Annotated in this window: 18 protein-coding genes; 8 read left to right on the top strand and 10 right to left on the bottom strand. The window is 65.6% G+C overall.

What is annotated here, in order from left to right:
* Nucleotides 1-13 precede the first annotated feature (13 nt).
* Nucleotides 14-1,630, top strand: coding sequence for a DUF2142 domain-containing protein (locus H2O75_RS02645; RefSeq protein WP_182173283.1), 1,617 nt, complete (start codon nucleotides 14-16; stop codon nucleotides 1,628-1,630).
* 55 nt (nucleotides 1,631-1,685) lie between these two features.
* Here the strand turns inward: H2O75_RS02645 and H2O75_RS02650 are convergent, their stop codons facing one another.
* Entirely contained in the window at nucleotides 1,686-2,300 is a 615-nt protein-coding gene (locus H2O75_RS02650; RefSeq protein WP_182173286.1) for a dTDP-4-dehydrorhamnose 3,5-epimerase family protein, read from the bottom strand.
* Nucleotides 2,301-2,411: 111 nt separating this feature from the next.
* On the opposite strand from H2O75_RS02650, the gene rfbD reads away from it, so the two are divergent.
* A complete protein-coding gene (rfbD, locus tag H2O75_RS02655) occupies nucleotides 2,412-3,263 on the top strand; it encodes a dTDP-4-dehydrorhamnose reductase (protein ID WP_182173289.1) in 852 nt (283 codons plus the stop codon).
* 49 nt (nucleotides 3,264-3,312) lie between these two features.
* Here the strand turns inward: rfbD and rfbA are convergent, their stop codons facing one another.
* The 3 genes from rfbA to H2O75_RS02670 all read right to left on the bottom strand — a co-directional run bounded on the left by rfbA (nucleotide 3,313) and on the right by H2O75_RS02670 (nucleotide 5,728).
* Complete coding sequence (gene rfbA, locus H2O75_RS02660; RefSeq protein WP_182173293.1) at nucleotides 3,313-4,182, bottom strand: glucose-1-phosphate thymidylyltransferase RfbA; 870 nt, start codon at nucleotides 4,180-4,182, stop codon at nucleotides 3,313-3,315.
* A gap of 95 nt (nucleotides 4,183-4,277) precedes the next feature.
* Nucleotides 4,278-4,892: a TIGR03089 family protein gene (locus H2O75_RS02665; protein WP_182173296.1), complete on the bottom strand. Its 615-nt coding sequence runs from the start codon at nucleotides 4,890-4,892 to the stop codon at nucleotides 4,278-4,280.
* Nucleotides 4,889-5,728, bottom strand: a complete 840-nt coding sequence (locus H2O75_RS02670; protein ID WP_182173299.1) for an inositol monophosphatase family protein — start codon at nucleotides 5,726-5,728, stop codon at nucleotides 4,889-4,891. Before H2O75_RS02670 ends, H2O75_RS02665 begins: the two co-directional genes overlap by 4 nt.
* Before the next feature lie 197 nt (nucleotides 5,729-5,925).
* Between H2O75_RS02670 and H2O75_RS02675 the strand changes: the two genes are divergently transcribed.
* The 3 genes from H2O75_RS02675 to H2O75_RS02685 are packed head-to-tail and all read left to right on the top strand — an operon-like array spanning nucleotide 5,926 to nucleotide 10,574.
* Complete coding sequence (locus tag H2O75_RS02675; protein ID WP_182173302.1) at nucleotides 5,926-6,291, top strand: WhiB family transcriptional regulator; 366 nt, start codon at nucleotides 5,926-5,928, stop codon at nucleotides 6,289-6,291.
* 6 nt (nucleotides 6,292-6,297) lie between these two features.
* On the top strand, nucleotides 6,298-9,201 hold the full coding sequence (locus tag H2O75_RS02680; protein WP_182173305.1) for a glycosyltransferase family 2 protein: 2,904 nt from the start codon (nucleotides 6,298-6,300) through the stop codon (nucleotides 9,199-9,201).
* Nucleotides 9,198-10,574, top strand: coding sequence for a DUF5719 family protein (locus H2O75_RS02685; RefSeq protein WP_182173308.1), 1,377 nt, complete (start codon nucleotides 9,198-9,200; stop codon nucleotides 10,572-10,574). The genes H2O75_RS02680 and H2O75_RS02685 overlap by 4 nt, the downstream gene beginning before the upstream one ends.
* 67 nt (nucleotides 10,575-10,641) lie before the next feature.
* Here the strand turns inward: H2O75_RS02685 and H2O75_RS02690 are convergent, their stop codons facing one another.
* Nucleotides 10,642-11,091 carry a metallopeptidase family protein gene (locus tag H2O75_RS02690; protein ID WP_259365290.1) on the bottom strand — a complete coding sequence of 150 codons (450 nt, stop codon included), beginning with the start codon at nucleotides 11,089-11,091 and terminating at the stop codon, nucleotides 10,642-10,644.
* A 36-nt stretch (nucleotides 11,092-11,127) separates the two neighbouring features.
* On the opposite strand from H2O75_RS02690, the gene H2O75_RS02695 reads away from it, so the two are divergent.
* Together H2O75_RS02695 and H2O75_RS02700 are read left to right on the top strand one after the other, a co-directional pair.
* Nucleotides 11,128-11,508: a DUF3499 domain-containing protein gene (locus H2O75_RS02695; RefSeq protein WP_259365291.1), complete on the top strand. Its 381-nt coding sequence runs from the start codon at nucleotides 11,128-11,130 to the stop codon at nucleotides 11,506-11,508.
* On the top strand, nucleotides 11,501-11,668 hold the full coding sequence (locus H2O75_RS02700; RefSeq protein WP_182173315.1) for a Trm112 family protein: 168 nt from the start codon (nucleotides 11,501-11,503) through the stop codon (nucleotides 11,666-11,668). Before H2O75_RS02695 ends, H2O75_RS02700 begins: the two co-directional genes overlap by 8 nt.
* On the opposite strand, the gene H2O75_RS02705 is transcribed toward H2O75_RS02700, so the two are convergent.
* Nucleotides 11,665-12,528, bottom strand: a complete 864-nt coding sequence (locus H2O75_RS02705) for an RDD family protein (RefSeq protein ID WP_182173317.1) — start codon at nucleotides 12,526-12,528, stop codon at nucleotides 11,665-11,667. The two genes, H2O75_RS02700 and H2O75_RS02705, sit on opposite strands and share 4 nt — an antisense overlap.
* Nucleotides 12,529-12,581: 53 nt before the next feature.
* Between H2O75_RS02705 and H2O75_RS02710 the strand changes: the two genes are divergently transcribed.
* Nucleotides 12,582-13,568, top strand: coding sequence for a stage II sporulation protein M (locus H2O75_RS02710; protein WP_182173320.1), 987 nt, complete (start codon nucleotides 12,582-12,584; stop codon nucleotides 13,566-13,568).
* A gap of 64 nt (nucleotides 13,569-13,632) precedes the next feature.
* Here the strand turns inward: H2O75_RS02710 and H2O75_RS02715 are convergent, their stop codons facing one another.
* From H2O75_RS02715 to H2O75_RS02730, 4 genes are read right to left on the bottom strand one after another with little or no spacing between them, the layout of a single operon-like run.
* Complete coding sequence (locus tag H2O75_RS02715; protein ID WP_182173323.1) at nucleotides 13,633-14,904, bottom strand: DUF58 domain-containing protein; 1,272 nt, start codon at nucleotides 14,902-14,904, stop codon at nucleotides 13,633-13,635.
* A complete protein-coding gene (locus H2O75_RS02720) occupies nucleotides 14,904-15,902 on the bottom strand; it encodes an AAA family ATPase (protein ID WP_182173326.1) in 999 nt (332 codons plus the stop codon). The genes H2O75_RS02715 and H2O75_RS02720 overlap by 1 nt, the downstream gene beginning before the upstream one ends.
* Entirely contained in the window at nucleotides 15,895-16,995 is a 1,101-nt protein-coding gene (locus tag H2O75_RS02725; protein WP_182173329.1) for a DUF4350 domain-containing protein, read from the bottom strand. Before H2O75_RS02725 ends, H2O75_RS02720 begins: the two co-directional genes overlap by 8 nt.
* A complete protein-coding gene (locus tag H2O75_RS02730) occupies nucleotides 16,992-17,591 on the bottom strand; it encodes a DUF4129 domain-containing protein (protein ID WP_182173331.1) in 600 nt (199 codons plus the stop codon). The genes H2O75_RS02725 and H2O75_RS02730 overlap by 4 nt, the downstream gene beginning before the upstream one ends.
* Nucleotides 17,592-17,594: the final 3 nt, after the last annotated feature.

Raw genomic sequence — 17,594 nt, forward strand, 5'->3', positions numbered from 1 at the left:
GGGAAGGGCTACGATGACGACTCGGTTCTTCGTCAGAGCGTCCGCATTGATCACGCTCCTCGTCATCGCGTGCCAGGCCGTCTGGGCGGTATCGATGCCGGGCTTCCGGGGGCCCGATGAACCGCATCACGTCAACTCGATCCTGCGGCTCGCCGATGGTGGGGGATGGCCGGCACCGGGAGATGCCACGATCGATCCCGGCATCATCGCCCTCGGGCGCGAATCGGGCACCATCGTGTCGAAAGCGGAGACCTTCTCCGGCATTGCACTCACCAAACTGGCCAACAACAGGATCCCTCCGCGGACCGAACCGCCTTTCCCCACGAGCTTCCGTAATATGGCGGTCGTGCCGCACGACGAACGCTCCAGCATCCGCACAGTCCAGCGTCCCGCTGTCGAGGCCGCCGAAGTCGATCAGATGAGCCAGCATCCTCCCGTCTACTACGCTGGCGGCGCCGCCATCGCCACAGTCTTCAACCTTGACGAACAGCCGTGGGATCGGATGCTGCTCGGCTTGCGCCTCTACGGGATCCTGCTGACCGTCCCCCTTGTCCCCGCACTCATCTACTCCGCACGCAGGCTCGGTGCACGTAGGCCGTGGGCGCTCGCGGCAGGATTCCTCCCTTTCGGGATCCCCCAATACTTCGCCATCACAGCCGGTGTCACGAACGATACGCTCGCCATCGGCGCGGGCGCGCTCGTCGTCATGGCTCTCGTGAAGGCAGGCACCGAACCGATCTCGCGGAAGACCGTTGCCCTTGTCGGAGGCACCCTCGGTTTCGCGCTCTGGAGCAAGGGCCTGCTCCTCGCTTTCGGTCTCGCCCTGATCCTTGTCTTCGCCGTCAAGACGGAGGAGCCCTGGAAGACCCGTATCCTGGCGATCCTCTCATCGGGCGTGGCGGCCCTGGCAATCGGCTGGTGGTGGGTGCTCAACATCCTCCGCTACGGTGTGATCCAGCCGTCGGGGTTCGTGAGGGAGGTTCCCGAAGGCTGGGATCGCGCGAGTGCGGACTTCTCGCACTTCATCGGTCTCGCCGCGAAATCCCTTGCAACGTCGTTCTTCTCCGCGTTCGGCTGGCTGGAAGCTGACTTCACCGGCGCGTTGACGTGGCTGTTGACAGGCCTTCTCGTGGTCGCGCTCGTGTGGGCGACATTCTCGCTTGGTCGCAACCGGCGCACGTTCCTCGCCATCATCTCGCCGATGATCGGAGTTCTTCTCCTGCTTCTCGCCGAGTCGTGGAGCACGTACGTCGGATTCGGAATCGTCGCGGGCGTCCAGGGACGCTACCTTTTCCCGTTTATCGCCATCCTCGGCGCCCTCGTCATCGGGCTGCAGCGTTTCCGCGGCAACGCGCTCGTTCTTTTTGCCTCGTGGAATCTCGCCGTCGGAGCCTACGGATATATCTTCTTCCTCAACTCGAGCTATCCCGGATATCCATGGGTTGATTTCCCGCGATTCGCGCTCGTGTCAGGCCTCTCCCACGGTGTCCTCACGGTGATCCTGATCGTCCTTGTCGCAGTCTTTCTCGCGGCTTTCGCGACCGCGACATGGTTCGGCATCATCGACTCTCGTAACGTCGGCCACGAACGCGTCGAGGATCCAAGAAGGCGTGACGCCCGCCGGCACTGATACCGGAAATCGCTGACGCACTGGGGCCCCACGTGCTCGGGGGCCCGTCAGCAGGCTACTTCTGTCCTGCGACGAAGCCTTCCGCGAGTGCGAGGGTGGGTAGGAGTCCCTGCTCCTGAGCTGCGAGCAGCCCGGGAGCATCCCTGTCCTTGTCGGAGAGAATGGGTGTGATCGGGTTTCCGCCGCGGTCCGTTGTCGGCCACTCGATCCCGATCGTCTTGCACAGCGGATTGATGCCGTGCTCGCGGGTGGGAGAGTACGGGGTCGAGCACAGGTAGGTCGCGACAGAGCCGTCCTCGAGCGAGATGAAGGCGTGGCCGAGACCCTCGGAGATGAAGATAGCGTTCCGCTCAACATCATCGAGGAGGACCGTGTCGTATTGGCCGAACGTGGGGGAGCCGGTCCGGATATCGATGACGACATCGAGGATCGCGCCCTTCGTGCAGAACACGTACTTCGCCTGCGATGGTGGCACGTCGGCGAAATGGATGCCGCGGATCGTGCCCGCCGCCGATACCGAGGTGTTGACCTGCGCCACACTCAGGCTCCGGCCCGTTGCCTCTTTGAAGGTGGGCTGGTGGAACGCCTCGAGGAACGTCCCCCGATTGTCAGCGAACTGGCGGGATTGTACGTGCCATGCGCCGCTAATTGAGAGTGGTGTGATGTCCAACGGAGCCTCCAGAAGCCGGTTTCATTGTTCGGTTCCACACTAGCACCTGGCCTGTTCTCTCAGCCGGGCACGCTAGTCTGGACCCATATTCAACAAAGGGAAGGACTGCCGATGAGGTGGATGGTCGTTGGCGCCAAGGGCATGCTGGGAACAGATCTCGTGTCGAGGCTCGTCGAAGCCGGTCATGATGTGCTCGCCATGGACAAGGACGAGGTCGATATCACGAATGAAGCCTCTGTCGATCATGCGATCGACAGTGCCGACGTGGTCGTCAACGTTGCCGCGTTCACCGCGGTCGATGCTGCGGAGGAGCGGGAGGCGGATGCTTTCCTCGTCAACGCTGTCGGCCCGCAGTACCTGGCGCGCAGATGCAAGAAGATCGGGGCCCGGCTCGTCCACATCTCGACCGATTATGTCTTCAACGGGTCGAGCTCCACGCCTTACCTCGAGAACGGTGCCGTGGCCCCGGCGGGCGCCTACGGGCGGACGAAAGCCGCCGGTGAATGGGCAGTCCAATCCAGCACGGATGATTACATCATCGTTCGGACCGCATGGCTGTACGGGGCGAACGGTGCGTGTTTCCCCAAGACGATGGCGAGACTCTCCGAGAAGATGGAGAAACTCTCGGTCGTGACGGATGAGGTTGGCCAGCCCACCTGGACTGCGGACCTTGCCGACCTCATTCTCCGTCTCGTCGAGGCCACAGTGCCATCCGGCATCTATCACGGGACGTCCTCCGGCCGAACGAACTGGCATGCGTTCACGCAGGCCATCATGACATCGATGGGCAAAGATCCCGCGATCGTCACGGAGACGACAGCGGCAGCATTCCAGAGGCCGGCCCCCCGCCCCTCGTTCTCTGTCCTCAGCCACAACCAGCTGGTCGCGGCTGGCATCGAACCGATCGGGAACTGGCTCGAGCGGTGGAACGAGGCGGCTCCCGCAATCCTCGCCGACTACTAGGACGACCAGCAGTGCTCTCCCGGGTACCGTTCGTACCCGGGAGAGGTCTCTACTTCGTGCGTCCGATCAGGGAGAGCAGGTAGGCGCCATACCCCGACTTGACGAGCGGCTCGGCCCGTTCAATGAGTTCCTCATCGGTGAGGAATCCCATCCGCCAGGCGACCTCTTCGGGCGCGCCGATCTTCAGGCCCTGCCGGGCTTCGACGGTGCGGACGAAACTCGTCGCATCCGCCAGCGAATCGAAAGTGCCAGTATCGAGCCATGCGGTTCCCCGCGGGAGAACCTCGACCGACAGCCTGCCTTCGCGCAGGTAGTGGGCGTTGACATCGGTGATCTCGTATTCTCCGCGCGCCGAAGGTTCGAGATTCTTCGCGATCTCGACGACGTCGTTGTCGTAGAAGTACAGGCCGGGAACGGCATAATTGGACTTCGGCCTTGCGGGCTTCTCCTCGATCGAGAGCGCCTTGAAGTTCTCATCGAACTCGACCACCCCGTATCGTTCCGGGTCATTGACGTGATAGGCGAAGACGGCGCCGCCGTCAGGATCGACGTGCCTGCGGAGCTTCGTCCCCATGCCCTGGCCGTAGAAGATATTATCGCCGAGGACGAGGGCCGCAGACTCGCCGCCGATGAAGTCCGCGCCGAGGACGAAGGCCTGCGCGAGGCCGTTGGGCACCTCCTGCACCTGATAGGACAGGTTGACGCCGAGCTGGGAGCCGTCCCCGAGGAGGCGGTGGAAAGATTCAGCATCGTGGGGTGTGGTGATGATGAGGATGTCGTTGATGCCGGCCAGCATCAGAGTGGACATGGGGTAATAGATCATCGGCTTGTCATAGACCGGGACCAGCTGCTTCGATACACCCAGGGTGATGGGGTGGAGCCTGGTGCCGGAGCCGCCAGCCAGAATAATGCCACGCATGGCTAACCTTCCGTAAGAGGACGTCTTTCCGCCATTATCGCCCGGATCGTCTGCTCGTGCACCTCTCAGCCCCAGTCCGATCATCCAGCTGACGGCTACAGGCCCTCGAGCCGCCTCGCCTGCTCAGCATTCGCCCGGTCGCTGAGGACCAGGGTCGTACCGGACACCGCGGCGTGGAGGAACAGGCCGATCAGATCCGTCTGGTCAGGGTCGACGACGAGGAGCCGGGGCCCGGCGGCAAGGTCAGGACGAGCGAAAGCCGACGCATTGGAGGCCTCGGCGAGCGACGCATCGAGCAGAGCATCCGCCTGTCCGAGCAGTTCAGCATTCCCATCGATCACTCCGGCGGGAAGGTCTCCCGGCCACGACATGTCGAGCGCGCCGAGAGACACGGCAACGACATCGGCGGCGGCCGGGGCGGGACGCGACGTCACGACAGTGTCACCATCGGGGGCGAGATGTGCACCGGCGAGCAGCCCGCCCAGCGCCCACGTCAGCAGCCGCCAATGGACGGGAAGGTCAAGGGTGAGGCGGGAGCCCGGTTCGAGCATGAGATCGTCCGCGAGGAAGTTCGCGGCCTTGGCCGCATGATTGGCGACAACCTTGCCGGACAGTTCCAGTCGCGGTGCCCCCGCAGGAGCCCCGTACAGTGTGAGAGCAGGGTCCGAGCCGCGTTCGATGAGCGCGCGATATGTGTCGAGCGGGTTCACAGGCCCAACGCTTCCCGGCATACGTCACGGCAGGGGGCTGATGCTGCCGCGATATACGTCGGACCGTCCCACAGCGGGTGTGCCTCACCATCATCCCCATAGGCCTCATAGAGCGCGCCGGCGCGCTCAAGAATGTGTATCCCGGCAGCGACGTCCCACGAATGCGTTCCTGTCGAGAATGATGCGAGGGCCCGCCCGTCGGCGACGAAGCACAGATCGAGAGCGGTCGACCCGGTGCGGCGCATGGACCGGAACTGCGATGCGGCGACGCGCCACCCGCCCAGCGGATCATCCCACCCCTGGGAGGCCCGCACGGACGGATACTCGCTCGTGCACAGGCCATGGCGGGGCTCGGCCGCGCTATCGACGCGCAGCGTGCGCGTCTCACAGCCGGGCTCATCGAGGTAGGAGCCATCCTCATCGGCCGACCAGGTTCTGCCGGTCAGCGGCTGATGGATGGCGGAGGCGTAGAGCTCGCCGCGGTAGACGGAGGCGATCGAGATGCACCAATGGTCCCAGCCTGCCGCAAAGTTCGATGTGCCATCGATGGGGTCCACGATCCACTGCAGCTCATGACCATCCGTGCCTGCCGGGCGGCCCTCAGCAGTCGACCAGCCCGTCTCCTCTCCCAGAACGATCGATTCCGGGTAGGCGGCGAAGACAGCGTCCCGGATAGCCTTTTCCGTCGCCTGGTCGTGAACTGTCACGACATCGTGAAAGCTCGACTTGGTCGTTGTGGCCCCGCCATGACGGCTGGCCAGGAGGAGATCGGGCCCGAGCTGGGCCACGAGGTCGAGGAGGAATAGTCGAATATCGTGAGAACGCGGTGCAGACACCACTCCATGCTGACACGCCGACACGCAACACGCCAACCAGGATTGTGAGGTGGATCTAACGCACTTCTGCGGTTTGTGGTGTGTCTTCCTCGCTTTTTTCTTCCCGGAGGCGATAATTTGTCCTTTTCACCTTGACTCGCCCCGTCTTACATGGTTGTAATTTAACCAGTGACCGAAAGAGAAGGGGGTTCGATCGGATGTGGAATCTGACCGGCAACGAGGCGTCCGCCGGGCGTCTTGATAACCGGGGGGCGACTGTGACGTCCCTCCCCACGAGCACCTCGACACTGTTCCATAGCCTGTGGGGCCTCGGCTACGACGATGGTGAACTCGGCTGGTTGGATCGTGCACTGTGCGCCGAAACCGATCCTGACATCTTCTTTCCCGAAAAGGGAGGCTCCACGGCTCCTGCGACGAGTGTGTGTCAGAACTGCGACGTTCGGGGAGAGTGTCTTGAGTATGCTCTCGCCAACGATATCCGCCACGGCATCTGGGGCGGCATGTCCGACAACGATCGCAGGCGGGCGTCGCGCCAGCGCAGGCGGGCCGCGGGAGAGCGTTAAATATCGGTGAGAACTAAGCATCTGGCCGACGGCATTCATGCGATTGTCGTCGGCCGTTCCACGTCCAAGCATCTGCCCGTCACCCTCGCGGCAGTGGCCTCAGGTACCCGTCTTCCGGGAACCCTGACGCTCGTCCTCCTCGATGATGGCGAGATTGACACGACCGCGCTGGTACACGCCGGCATCGCCGTGTCGACGGTGCGATGTGAGGCGGGGACGACGGGAGAGGCCTTCCATGCGGGTCTCGGCGAGGGGGAGTGGACGTGGCTCCTCCACGACGATTCGGCCCCGGAGGCGGACTGCCTCGAATCCCTCCACCGTTCCTGCGAAGCATCCCTTGCGATCGCCGCGGCAGGCCCGAAACAGGTCGGATGGGACGATCCTCGAACGCTGCTCGAAGTTGGTATCCGTGCCACTCGGTCAGGGCGCCGAGTTCCCGAGCTCGACCCGGACGAGAAGGATCAGGGACAGTTCGATTCCCGCGAGGACGTGCTCGGCGTGGGTACCGCAGGCATGCTGCTCCGCACCTCAGCCCTGATCGAGGCTGGAGGTTTCGATCCGGCACTCGGCCCCTTCGGCGATGGTCTTGAACTGTCGCGCAGGCTCCGGGCGCAGGGGCGCAGGGTTGTCGTCGTCCCCGCCGCGATCGTGCGCCATGCTCGATCATCCTTCGCGCAGACACCGGAGTCTTTCGGCCGGCGCCGGCGCTCCCAGATGTATACAGCCCTGCAGAGGGCACCGTTCCTGGTCGCCCCTTTCCTGTTCCTCCTGTACGTCGCGCTGTCACCGGCGCGTGCCCTTGCCCGTCTTGCCATCAAGGACACGACACGGGCGAGAGGCGAACTGTGGGCGGGGATGAGCCTCCTCGGGCAGGCAGCTGCCATCCTCCGTGCCAGGCGGCGGCTGCGAGCGGCCACAGTGACGCGCTCCTATCGCGGCCTCGAGGCAACCCACCGCGATGTGACGGAGAGCCGCTCCGATATTCGAAAGGCCCGGCGGGAAGCAGAGAGGCTTCGCAGGCTCCCGCCTGCCGATGAGCGGAGGGAGGCGGCCGAGCGGCGGGCACGGACCCGGGCCAGCGCCTGGCTCCTCGCCATCATCACACTGGCCGCTGGAATCATCGCCGTCCTGCCGAGCATGTCCGCCTTCGGCCTGACGGGAGGCGGCCTGCTGCCAGACGATTCGAGTGCGGGCGATCTCGTGGCGGCCGCGACCTCGAGTTGGGTGCCTGCTGGAGATGGTCATCCGGGCTATCTCGAGCCGCTCTGGATTCTCGCCATTCCAGGGGTCTATGTCGCCGAGCTGTTCGGCGGCTCGTTGACCGAGGTCGTTTTCGTCTTCTTCCTCCTCTCACCCATGCTCTCCGGGCTGGCGGCGTTCCGGGCCTCCGGCCTCGTCACGAACTCCCCAGCGGTCCGCTTCATGGTCGGAGCCCTCTGGGCCTCCGCCGCACCCCTCCTCTCCTCCCTGTCAGCCGGTGAGGCTGGTGCCGTCCTCTTCCACATCGCACTCCCTCTCCTCCTTTCCAGCCTGACCCGTGCAGCGACCCGCCGCGGGTCCTCCCACCTGGGGGCCAGCGCCTGGTGGGCACTCGTTGTCGGCGCCTCCTATCCCGCATCCCTTCTCCTCATCGCCTGCGCCGCGATCGTGCTCGCTCTCGTTCAGCGCCGCGTCGGATGGCTGTGGGTGCCGATCCCGGGGATGTCACTCGCGGCACCAGCCCTCTGGTGGCTGGCCAAGTCCCTCCCCGAGTCATTCGCGTGGCTTCCCGGCGCAACCTTCTCCTGGGATCAGGGGCAGCGGTGGGAGATCGTCGCGGGATGGCCGATGGGGATCGAGATCGCGGCTCCCATCGTCCTGGCAGCCTCCGTTCTCGTCGTTCTCGCGGCAGCGATCGCGTTGGCGAGACCGCGCCGCCGCGGCGCTGTCATGCTCGGCTGGGGCATGGTCGGGATCGGCGGAGCACTCGTTGCGATCGCGCTCGCGACGACGGTCGGCATCGACCATCGGACGTTCACGACGGCTGTGGGTTGGCCGGGGCCGGGCCTCAGCCTGATCGTCGGCGGGCTCGTGCTCGCCGCCGCGGGCGGAGCCCACGGCCTGCGAGCAGATCTGTCCTCCTCGACGCTCTCGGTCCGTCACGTCGTGGCAGGGGTCTGCGCTGTCGGCCTCGTCGCGGCACCACTGGTCTCGACCGCGGTGTGGCTGACGTCGATCTATACGGACTCGCCCCGTCATGTCGTATCGGAGGCCCCCGGCACCCGCATTCCGGCCCTGGCCGCGAAGAACGCGGCCGATCCTGAACGGGGACGGACGCTCGTCCTGACACCGGGCGACGATGGATACCTGGTCGAACTGTGGCGCGGGAACGGCCCCCAGCTCACGCATCAAGGCCACTTCGCCGCGACGGGAGAGGCTCTCGCGCAGAGCGTTGCCCGCCTCGGAGAGGACGATTTCGCCGAGATCCTTGCCGAACATGCGATCACGGTGATCCTCGTGCCGGGGGAGGACTCGGCGGCGAATGGTCTCGCGACCATGCTCGATTCGACCGATTCGATCACCCGTGTCACCACGTCCGAGATCGGCACGTTCTGGCGTGTCGACGTACCCTCCGGGCGCGTCATGCTCGATGGCGTCGTCCTCCCGTCCGGCGTTGTCGATGCCACCGTCGACGCCGACGAGGGCGTCCTCTATCTCTCGGAGCGCTTCGATCCGCAATGGGTCGCTACTCAGGATGGCCGTGAACTCGATCCTGTCGAGGACTCTTGGCGCGCCGCCTGGGAGGTTCCCCAGGCGGGTACCGTCCACATCTCCCACGAGGGAGGGTTCGGACAGTGGTGGGTGAGTCTCGGCAGGCTCCTCATCATCGCCGGCAACATCACCGTGAGTCTGCCATGGAGGGCCCGATGAGAATTCTCCGCATCATGTCCGGTCTCTCTGCCATCGCACTGGGCGGGGGCGGGCTTGCTATCGCCCTGCTCGGCCCGGGGGCCGAGGTGACAGCGTCCCCCGCGATTCGGGCCGCCGGGACTGCACGGGAGATCTCACTCGCGTGCCCGCCGGATTTCGAGGAGACCATGGGGGAGACGGTCGGCCTCGACGGGGAGGAGAGCGATCCGCGCCTGCGCACCCGCGCGATCGTCGTCGGCGGCGGCGATGCCGCCCTCGATGATCGGGCCCTCCCTGCCGGCGAGTCGCGCACGTTTTTCGAGGCCGGGGCGTTTCCCGGCGAGTTGACGGTCGAGCCCCTCGACACGCCAGTTCTTGCCGCGGCCTCAACCCAACGGTTCCAGGACAGCGGGGAACTGGCAGGCCTCGCACTCACCCCCTGCATCCCGCCCGTGAACGTTCAATATCTGGTGGGCGGATCGACATCCGCATCGTCCTCAGCCCAGCTCGTCCTGACAAACGTCACCGGCAGCCCCGCGACCGTCACGGTCACTGTGCACACGTCGACCGGCACGGCCGACACATCTGTCCTGTCGACTGTGGCCGTGGATGCTCACTCCTCTCACAGCATGATTCTCGAGGCCGGAGTGCGCGATGATCGGATCGCGGTCGAGATAGCGTCGACTGGTGGGCAGATCGCCTCGCACCTCTTCGTCCACGAGATCGACGGCATCTCCGGGGCCGGCATCGAGTCCGTCACGCCGGGCGCCGAACCGGCGACCACGACTATCGTGCCCGGCGCAGACCTGTCGGGCGAGAACGGTTCCGTGGAGCTGCGGGTCGCGAATCCGGGCAGCGAACGAGCCACTGTCTCCATCTCCGCCATCACGGCAGAGGGGATCGAGGATGTTCCCGGTGCCCAGGACGTCGTTCTCGCGCCGGGAACGGTCCTCGACTTGTCGATGGACGGGCTGGCAGGAGCATGGTCAGCACTTCGCGTCGAAGCAGACGTGCCCGTTCTCGCCGGTGCCCGCATCACATCCGAGGGGGACTACGGGTGGCTTGCCTCCAGCAGCGCCTCGACGCGTTCAGCCGTCTCGGTCCCCGAAAGCGTCTCCCACCTCACCCTCTACAGCGATGAGCCGACGACCGCGCTCGTCACCTCTCTCGACCGCGAGGGCAACGTGCTGGAATCGGAGACGGTAACGGTGAGCCCCATCGCCGCCATCACCAGCCCAGACGACACGAGCTTCATCACGATCGAATCCGAGACCCCCATCCATGCCGGCATTCTGGCCCTCAAAGATCTCGACACCATGATCGGCATTGCCGGCCTCAGCACGACCGTGCCACCGGCGGCCTCCAACGATCTCGTCCTGCGCGTCATCGACTGACACGGACGATCGAGCTCAGGCCGGCGCGAGATCGAGTGCTGAGCCGACGTGCGATTGAGTGATAAGGCTACGAATGGTTGTGGTAGTCGATATCCTCCGGGAAACGGCCGAGGAATGAGGCGAGCTGCTGGGTGACGACCATGTGGACGAGGACAGACAGCGTCCCCGGGGTCGGTGCCATCTGCTCCATGGGGCGACGATAGAAGACAATCCTGCCCTCGACTCCCGTGCCCGGCTCCATCGGGAAGAAACGGGCTTGCGGGATGCCATCCTCCCACGGTGTCGGATCCGATTCCGGCACATCGAGCACCGCATAGTCGAGCCGGTCGACAACATCACCCAAATGTTTGCGATAGGTCGCGACCTCCATGGACACCATGTCGTCGAAGCGTTCGGCACGGGTCCGCCAGGCGGGCACGGTGGGAGGCATGATCGGCCCCCGCAGGCCGCGGCCGTGCCGGTCCCTGCGCAGCATCGGCGAAGGGGACGGAAAAGAGTCTTGGGGTAATGGGCTCACTCGACCAGCCTACCGTGCGTGCTACGGTTAGTAGCTGTGGTAAGGCAATGCTCGAGGACTCGATGCGCGGGGCGTGCAGTCGTGACGATGACATACAACTATGGTGAGGCGACCGCTGTCGTCGGGCCACTATCACCCGTCGCCCAGAAGGGCGCCCTCGACCTGTGCGAGGATCACGCCCAATCCGTGACAGTCCCGAGAGGATGGTCGATGGTGCGTCTCGTCACCGAGTTCGAACCCGCCCCGCCCTCGGACAACGACCTCATGGCGCTCGCGAACGCCATCAAAGAGGCCAGCCAGCGTCGCGCCCCAGAACCCAAGCCGGCACGCCGCGAAGTGCGTCGCACCTCTGACGTGCCGGGCCAGATCGGGCCCACCCTGCGGGCCGTACCCAACCCGGGAGAACACCATGACTGACTGGATCGAGAATGCTTTGCGATGCCCGAAGACGGGCACGGAGCTGACACGGGAGGGCGAGTTCTATGTCTCGGCATCGAGCCCCGCCTGGCGTTACCGCATCGACAACGGCGTGCCGATCCTCCTCCCCACCGAGGCCGAACAGGTCAACCCCAGCTAGTCCTGCCCCATCCCATACGGGAGGGCAGAGAGCTTCCCCTCCGTCCTCGCATGGTCGGTCATGCGTGCTCTCTCCCGCTGGAAGTCGAGGCGTTCACGCAGCGCCAGCACCGTCGTCATGAAAGCGTCCGGGTCGGTCCCGAGGGGCGGGGGCGGTGCCACACATGCTTCGATCGCGGACGCGAGATCGCGGGCCCTCCCCGTCCGAGCCTCCGCCGTCATCGTCCCCCGTGCCCGCACATAATCCCGTGCGGCAATGGCAAGCGGGCCCGGCAGCGGCCGCACGGTTGCGACGCGAGCCCATTCCGCAAGAGCAGGATCGATCGTGAACGGCTGGGATCGTCGAGAGGCTCTCGACCATCGCACCACGATCGTGCCGGCGAGTAGATCGCCCGTCCGTTGGCCGCGCCGCGTCACCGCAATGGTCACCGCACCGAGCGCTCCGAGTGTGAACAGACCATCGAAGAGCCCTGCGACCGACCGTGTCGCTGCGTGCCTCATCGCGATCGTGCCGCCGTCCTCCCGAACCGTGCGGGTGCCCGTCGCGAGACGGCCGGGAGACGAACCCCGTGTCACGTACTGCACGAGGAAGGGCAGGCCGACCGCCCACAGGAGGAGCAGCGTCGTCACCCACGTCATCTCCTGGGCGGCGTTCGAGGGCTGCCATGTGCGTTCGACGACGTACCAGGCGGCCGAACCGAGGAGAACATAGATCGTCCAGTCGATTGCGGCGCTCAAGACTCGCGAACCGAACGACACGGTGGGCAGGACGAGGCCGACCCCCTCGCCGGTGACGATGTCGGACCGGACCGTGTCGACCGCCGCCCCTGCCGCCCTGTAGCGGCCCCCAGTATCCGTCATGACTCCACAGTAGCGAGTCGACCGCATGTGCGGGACCGTGGAAGACTGGTGGCATGGATGCTCACGCCTTCGCCCTCGCACACCAGCCGGAATGGGACCGGTTGAGAGAGCTTGCAAGGAAGCGCTCCCTGAGCGGGAACGAGGTCGATGAGTTCATCCGTCTCTACCAGCGCACCGCCACGCATCTCGCAGCGATCCGCACGGCCAGCCCCGACCCGCACGTCATCCTGCGGCTATCACAGCTCCTGTCCCTGTCGAGGGCAAGGCTGAGCGGCGAGCGGCGCATCACCCGACACACCGTGACGACGTTCTTCCGTGTGACCCTGCCCCTCGCGTTCTATCGAGTGCGCTGGTGGACCGCCGGAGCGGCGGCCTTCTTCCTCCTCATCGCCGTTGCCACCGCAGTGAACATTGCGCTCAACCCACCGGTGCTGGCCTCTCTCGGAACAGAGGACCAGCTTCGCGAATATGCGGGGGAGGCCTTCGCGGCCTACTATTCCGAATATCCATCGGCAGATTTCGCGGGCCAGGTCTGGTCAAATAATGCTCGGATCGCAGTCCAGTCCATCGCTGGCGGCATCACCGGCATCATCCCCGCTATCGTGCTCTACCAGAATGCGGTGGCCGTGGGCAGCTCCGCGGCGATCATGCACAGCCAGGACGGGCTCGATGTCTTCTTCAGGCTGATCCTTCCGCACGGGCAACTCGAACTCACCGCGATCTTCATTGCGGTCGGCGCCGGACTGTCTCTCTTCTGGGCACTGATCGCACCGGGACGGAGAACACGCTCCCAGGTGCTCGCACAGGAGGGACGGATAACAGTCCTTATCGCCGGCGGTCTCGTCCTCGTTCTCGCCGTGGCCGGCATCATCGAAGGATTCGTCACCCCGTCCGCGCTGCCGTGGCCCCTCAAGATCCTCATCGGAACAGTCGCGGTGGCCTGCTATTGGACGTACACGATCAGGGGTGGGCGTGCCGCTCTCGGGATCTCCCCGGACCTGGCTGAGGACGAGGCAGGGTACATGCCACCTGCTGCCTGATACTGCGCATGCTCAGCGGAGTCTCCAGGAACGCAAAGATCATGTCACTTTCAGCCGCGTGCGACTAGAGCCTGCCGGCCTCTTTCAGGTCGAGATAGGCGTCGGCCACGGCGGCCGGGAGCCTGTCGGGCGGGGCAATGACAACACGCGCACCGAGCCGTCTCAGATGTTCGGCGAGAGCCTTCTCCTCGAGCAGCGTACGGTGTGCGGCGGCCGCCTCATAGGCGGAGTGGACGGTGCCGTCCACGCGAGTCATATGCTCGAGCGTGGGATCGGATGAGACGGCGATGAGGAGGGTGTGGCGGTTCATGAGGGGGATCGCCTCGAGGAGGCCACCCGGAATCACTCCCGAATCCAGGCCTGTCGAGATGACGACGAGCGCCTTCGACGGGGAGATCGATCGCACGGCCGCCGCAACAGCAACCCAGTCCGTCTGGGTGAGACTCGGCGTCAGATCGCCGAGTTTCGCCGCCACCCCGAACATGGTGTCTCCCGGATCGATCCGAACGCGTTGTGCACTGTCATGGGCGAGTACGTGGAGGCGGTCCCCAGCCTTCTGGGAGAGGGCAGCAAGGAGCAGGGTCGCGTCGATGCTCGAATCGATCCTCGGGGCGGAGCCGATCCGTGATGCGGCGGAACGACCGCAGTCGATGACGGAGATGATGCGGCGGTCTCGCTCAGGGCGCCACGTGCGGACAAGGGTTTCACCCCGCCTCGCGGTCGACCGCCAGTCGATAGCGCGAACGTCATCGCCCCTGACATATTCCCGCAGGGAGTCGAACTCTGTACCCTCGCCGGAGACGAGGAGGAGACTGCGCCCTGTCAGTTCACGCAGCCGTGTCAGCCGGCTGGGCAGGAAGCGCCGGGACTGGAACTCGGGCAGGATGCGAAGCGTCGTCTCGGCATGAGTCTCGTGCTGTCTGCCGGCAAGGCCGAGCGGGCCGCACGTCCGAACGGTGACAGGGCCGCCCGCCAGGGTGCCGCGACGGCTGGGCTCGATTGTCGAAACGTGCCGGATATCAGCGCCGGGCCCGAGACGGAACTCGACGACAGGATCCGTGACGGCCACCGAGGGCGGCCATCCGTTCCTGACAGTGCCGCGCCGAATCCTCGTGTCCTCGTTGCGGATCACCAGCACAGACGACGCGGATGTTCCCAGCCTCATCGTCACGTCCGGCCTCGTGACGGTGAGGAGGCGCGGATTGCCCGCCAGGAGCCAATCCGCCCCGCAGGCCGCGACAGTGATCGCCAAGACACCGACGGGCCAGTGCCAGCCGGCGATGCCGAGAGGGATGCCGAGGGCGAGGAGGATCGCGGAGCGCGGGGTGACGAACATCAGCGCGGGACGGGGACTTGGGCCAGCACGGTGTCGATCACCCGACGGGGAGTGAGCCCATCCAGCTCTGCCTCCGCACGGAGCCTGACGCGATGGACGAGAGCCGGGACGGCAAGAGCCTTGACATCATCCGGGGTGGCGTAGGTGCGCCCTGACAGCCACGCCCACGCCTGCGCGGTGCGCAGGAGAGCCGTGGCGCCACGCGGCGATACCCCGATCTCGACCGGGGGTGCCGACCGTGTCGCGCGCACGAGGTCGACGATGTAGGCGGTGATGGCGGGATGGACGGAGATGGTGCGGATCTGGGATCTCGCGGCAGTGATATCGGCAGCACCCGCAACGGGGGCCACTCGAGCCGTCTCGAGGTCGTTCGGGTCGAAATAGTCGGCGTGCCGCCTGACGATGTCGAGCTCGTCCTCGCGGGAGGGCAGATCCATCGTCACTTTCAGGAGGAAACGATCGAGCTGAGCTTCCGGCAGCGGATATGTGCCGTCGTATTCGATGGGATTCTGTGTTGCGACGACCATGAACGGATCGGGGAGGGGGCGCGGCTCGCCATCGACCGTCACGCGATGCTCCGCCATGGCCTCGAGCAGTGCTGCCTGCGTCTTCGGGGGAGTCCTATTGATCTCGTCGGCGAGAAGCAGATTCGTGAAGACGGGACCGGGCCGGAAATCGAACTGACCGGACCGGTAGACGAGGGAGCCCGTCAGATCCCCCGGCATAAGATCCGGGGTGAACTGGATCCTCGAATTGTCGAGCGTCAGGGCCGCAGACAGAGAGCGGACGAGGAGCGTCTTCGCGGTTCCCGGCACACCCTCGAGGAGGACATGGCCGCCGGAGAGCAGACCCACGAGAAGGCCGGCAACCGCCTCGTCCTGGCCGACGACAGCCTTGTGGATCTCCGCAGCGAGACCCGCGAACGAACGCTGCGCGTCACTCGCGTCGGGCACGGGGGAGGGGATCGTGAGGGGAGGACGGAACGACGGACTAGTCATGGTGCAGCTCCTTCGACAGGTTTTCGAGTCCGAGGGCAAGTTCAACAAGCTCACGATCGTTCGTGGGCGGCGGGCCATACAGCAGACGGTAGACGTCAGCCTCGGGCAGGGGACAGGCGCGGCAGATCGCGGCAACAACCTCAGGCGCCCCCGCATCAGACCCGAGGCCCAGCCTGCCGGCATGGTGGGCGACAGTGCCCGCGCGCAGAGCCCTCCCCGCATGAGACGCATGAGAACCGCGCTCGTACAACCGTGCCCGCCCGCGCGTCGCCTCCACGGCGGGGACGACGACGGGGAGAGGCTCTGGGATGAGGGGACCGAACGGCCGTGCGACAAGCAGCCCGTACCACAGGGCGGTCATGATGAAGCCCGCGAGGGCACCCGTGAGAGCAGGCGGGACCACGGAGGGGCTTGGCGCGGATGGGAGGGACTGTTCGGGAATCAGCCACGAGACTGTACCGCTGCCGCTCAGCATGCGAATCGCAACAGCGGCATTGTCCGCCACATCGAGGAATTGGTTTGTGAAGATCTCGGGGGAGGCCACGTAGACGAGGTTGTCGCGGACGACGATGTGGTGCCCTTCCCCGATGGGGAAACATCCGTCGGCGGTGACGCCTGCCGTCACACCCGCAATTGTATCGATGCCATCGAGCCAGTCGACGTCACACGATGGCCTGATGGGGCCGCTGAGGGGAACGGTTGACACCCCGGCTGTGCCCAGCCACCGGGAGGCGTCCCGCCCGCCGTCCGATACGACGACGATGCGGCGGGACGAGGCCAATAGCTGCTCCCGCTCTGCCCTGTTGAGGAGCAGCTGCGGATCCCACACGAGGATAGTTCCCTGCCCGTCGAGAGCATCGTCCACAGCCGTCATGGGGGTGATGGAAATGCCCTGGTCCGCCATGATCGCGGACAGCGCCCCCGCCCCGAAAGGAGAGACGGAGTCGGGATGCATGGTCTCGCGATTGTGCCGCAGGCTCGATGTCGCAAGGGCAAGAACCCCGATGATGACGATGGCGACTATCGCGAGCGCGGCTCTGCGCCAGCCCGGACGCAGGCGCGGCGGTGTGCGGAAGCGGGGATCGACGCTCACACTCGTATCCCGTCCGAGCATCGGGACAGCAGATCCGCCATCGCGTCCGCGTCCGCGCGCGCGGCACTGCCGCCGCCGTACATGATCGAATCGAAGAGCTTCGCTCCCGGCTCGAACGGAATCCCTGTCCGAGCCGTGGCCCACGACGCTGCCTCTGTCGCTGTCATCGCAGGGGTTGCGGCGATGATGCCAGCCTGATCGAGTTCCCGGATGCTGGCACGGAAGTAGTCGACGCATGCCGCCGCGTAGTCACCTGATCGGTATGCTCGTTCAGCATCTCGAACGAGGACTGATGCGGGTCGATGATCATCGAGGATGAGTCCCGCGGCGGTGACGGTGCCGCCGCCTTTCAGGCGGCTGAGATAGAAGCCCGCAGCGGCAAGGGCGACGATGAGGATGACGACGGCGATCGACCCGGTTCGCGGTGCATCCGTCGTGAAGCTGATCCGTTCGAGCAGCTCGACAAGCCAGGTCCCGACTCGTTCGAGGAGAGATGGCCCCTGCTCCGCATATTTTCCCTTGCCGAGTTCCTCCTCAGCCCACCGCCGAGCCTCGTCCCCCTCGGGACTGAGCGCGGCGGCGAGACGACGGAGCATTGG

This window comes from Flaviflexus equikiangi, from assembly GCF_014069875.1.
Lineage (GTDB): Bacteria > Actinomycetota > Actinomycetes > Actinomycetales > Actinomycetaceae > Flaviflexus > Flaviflexus equikiangi.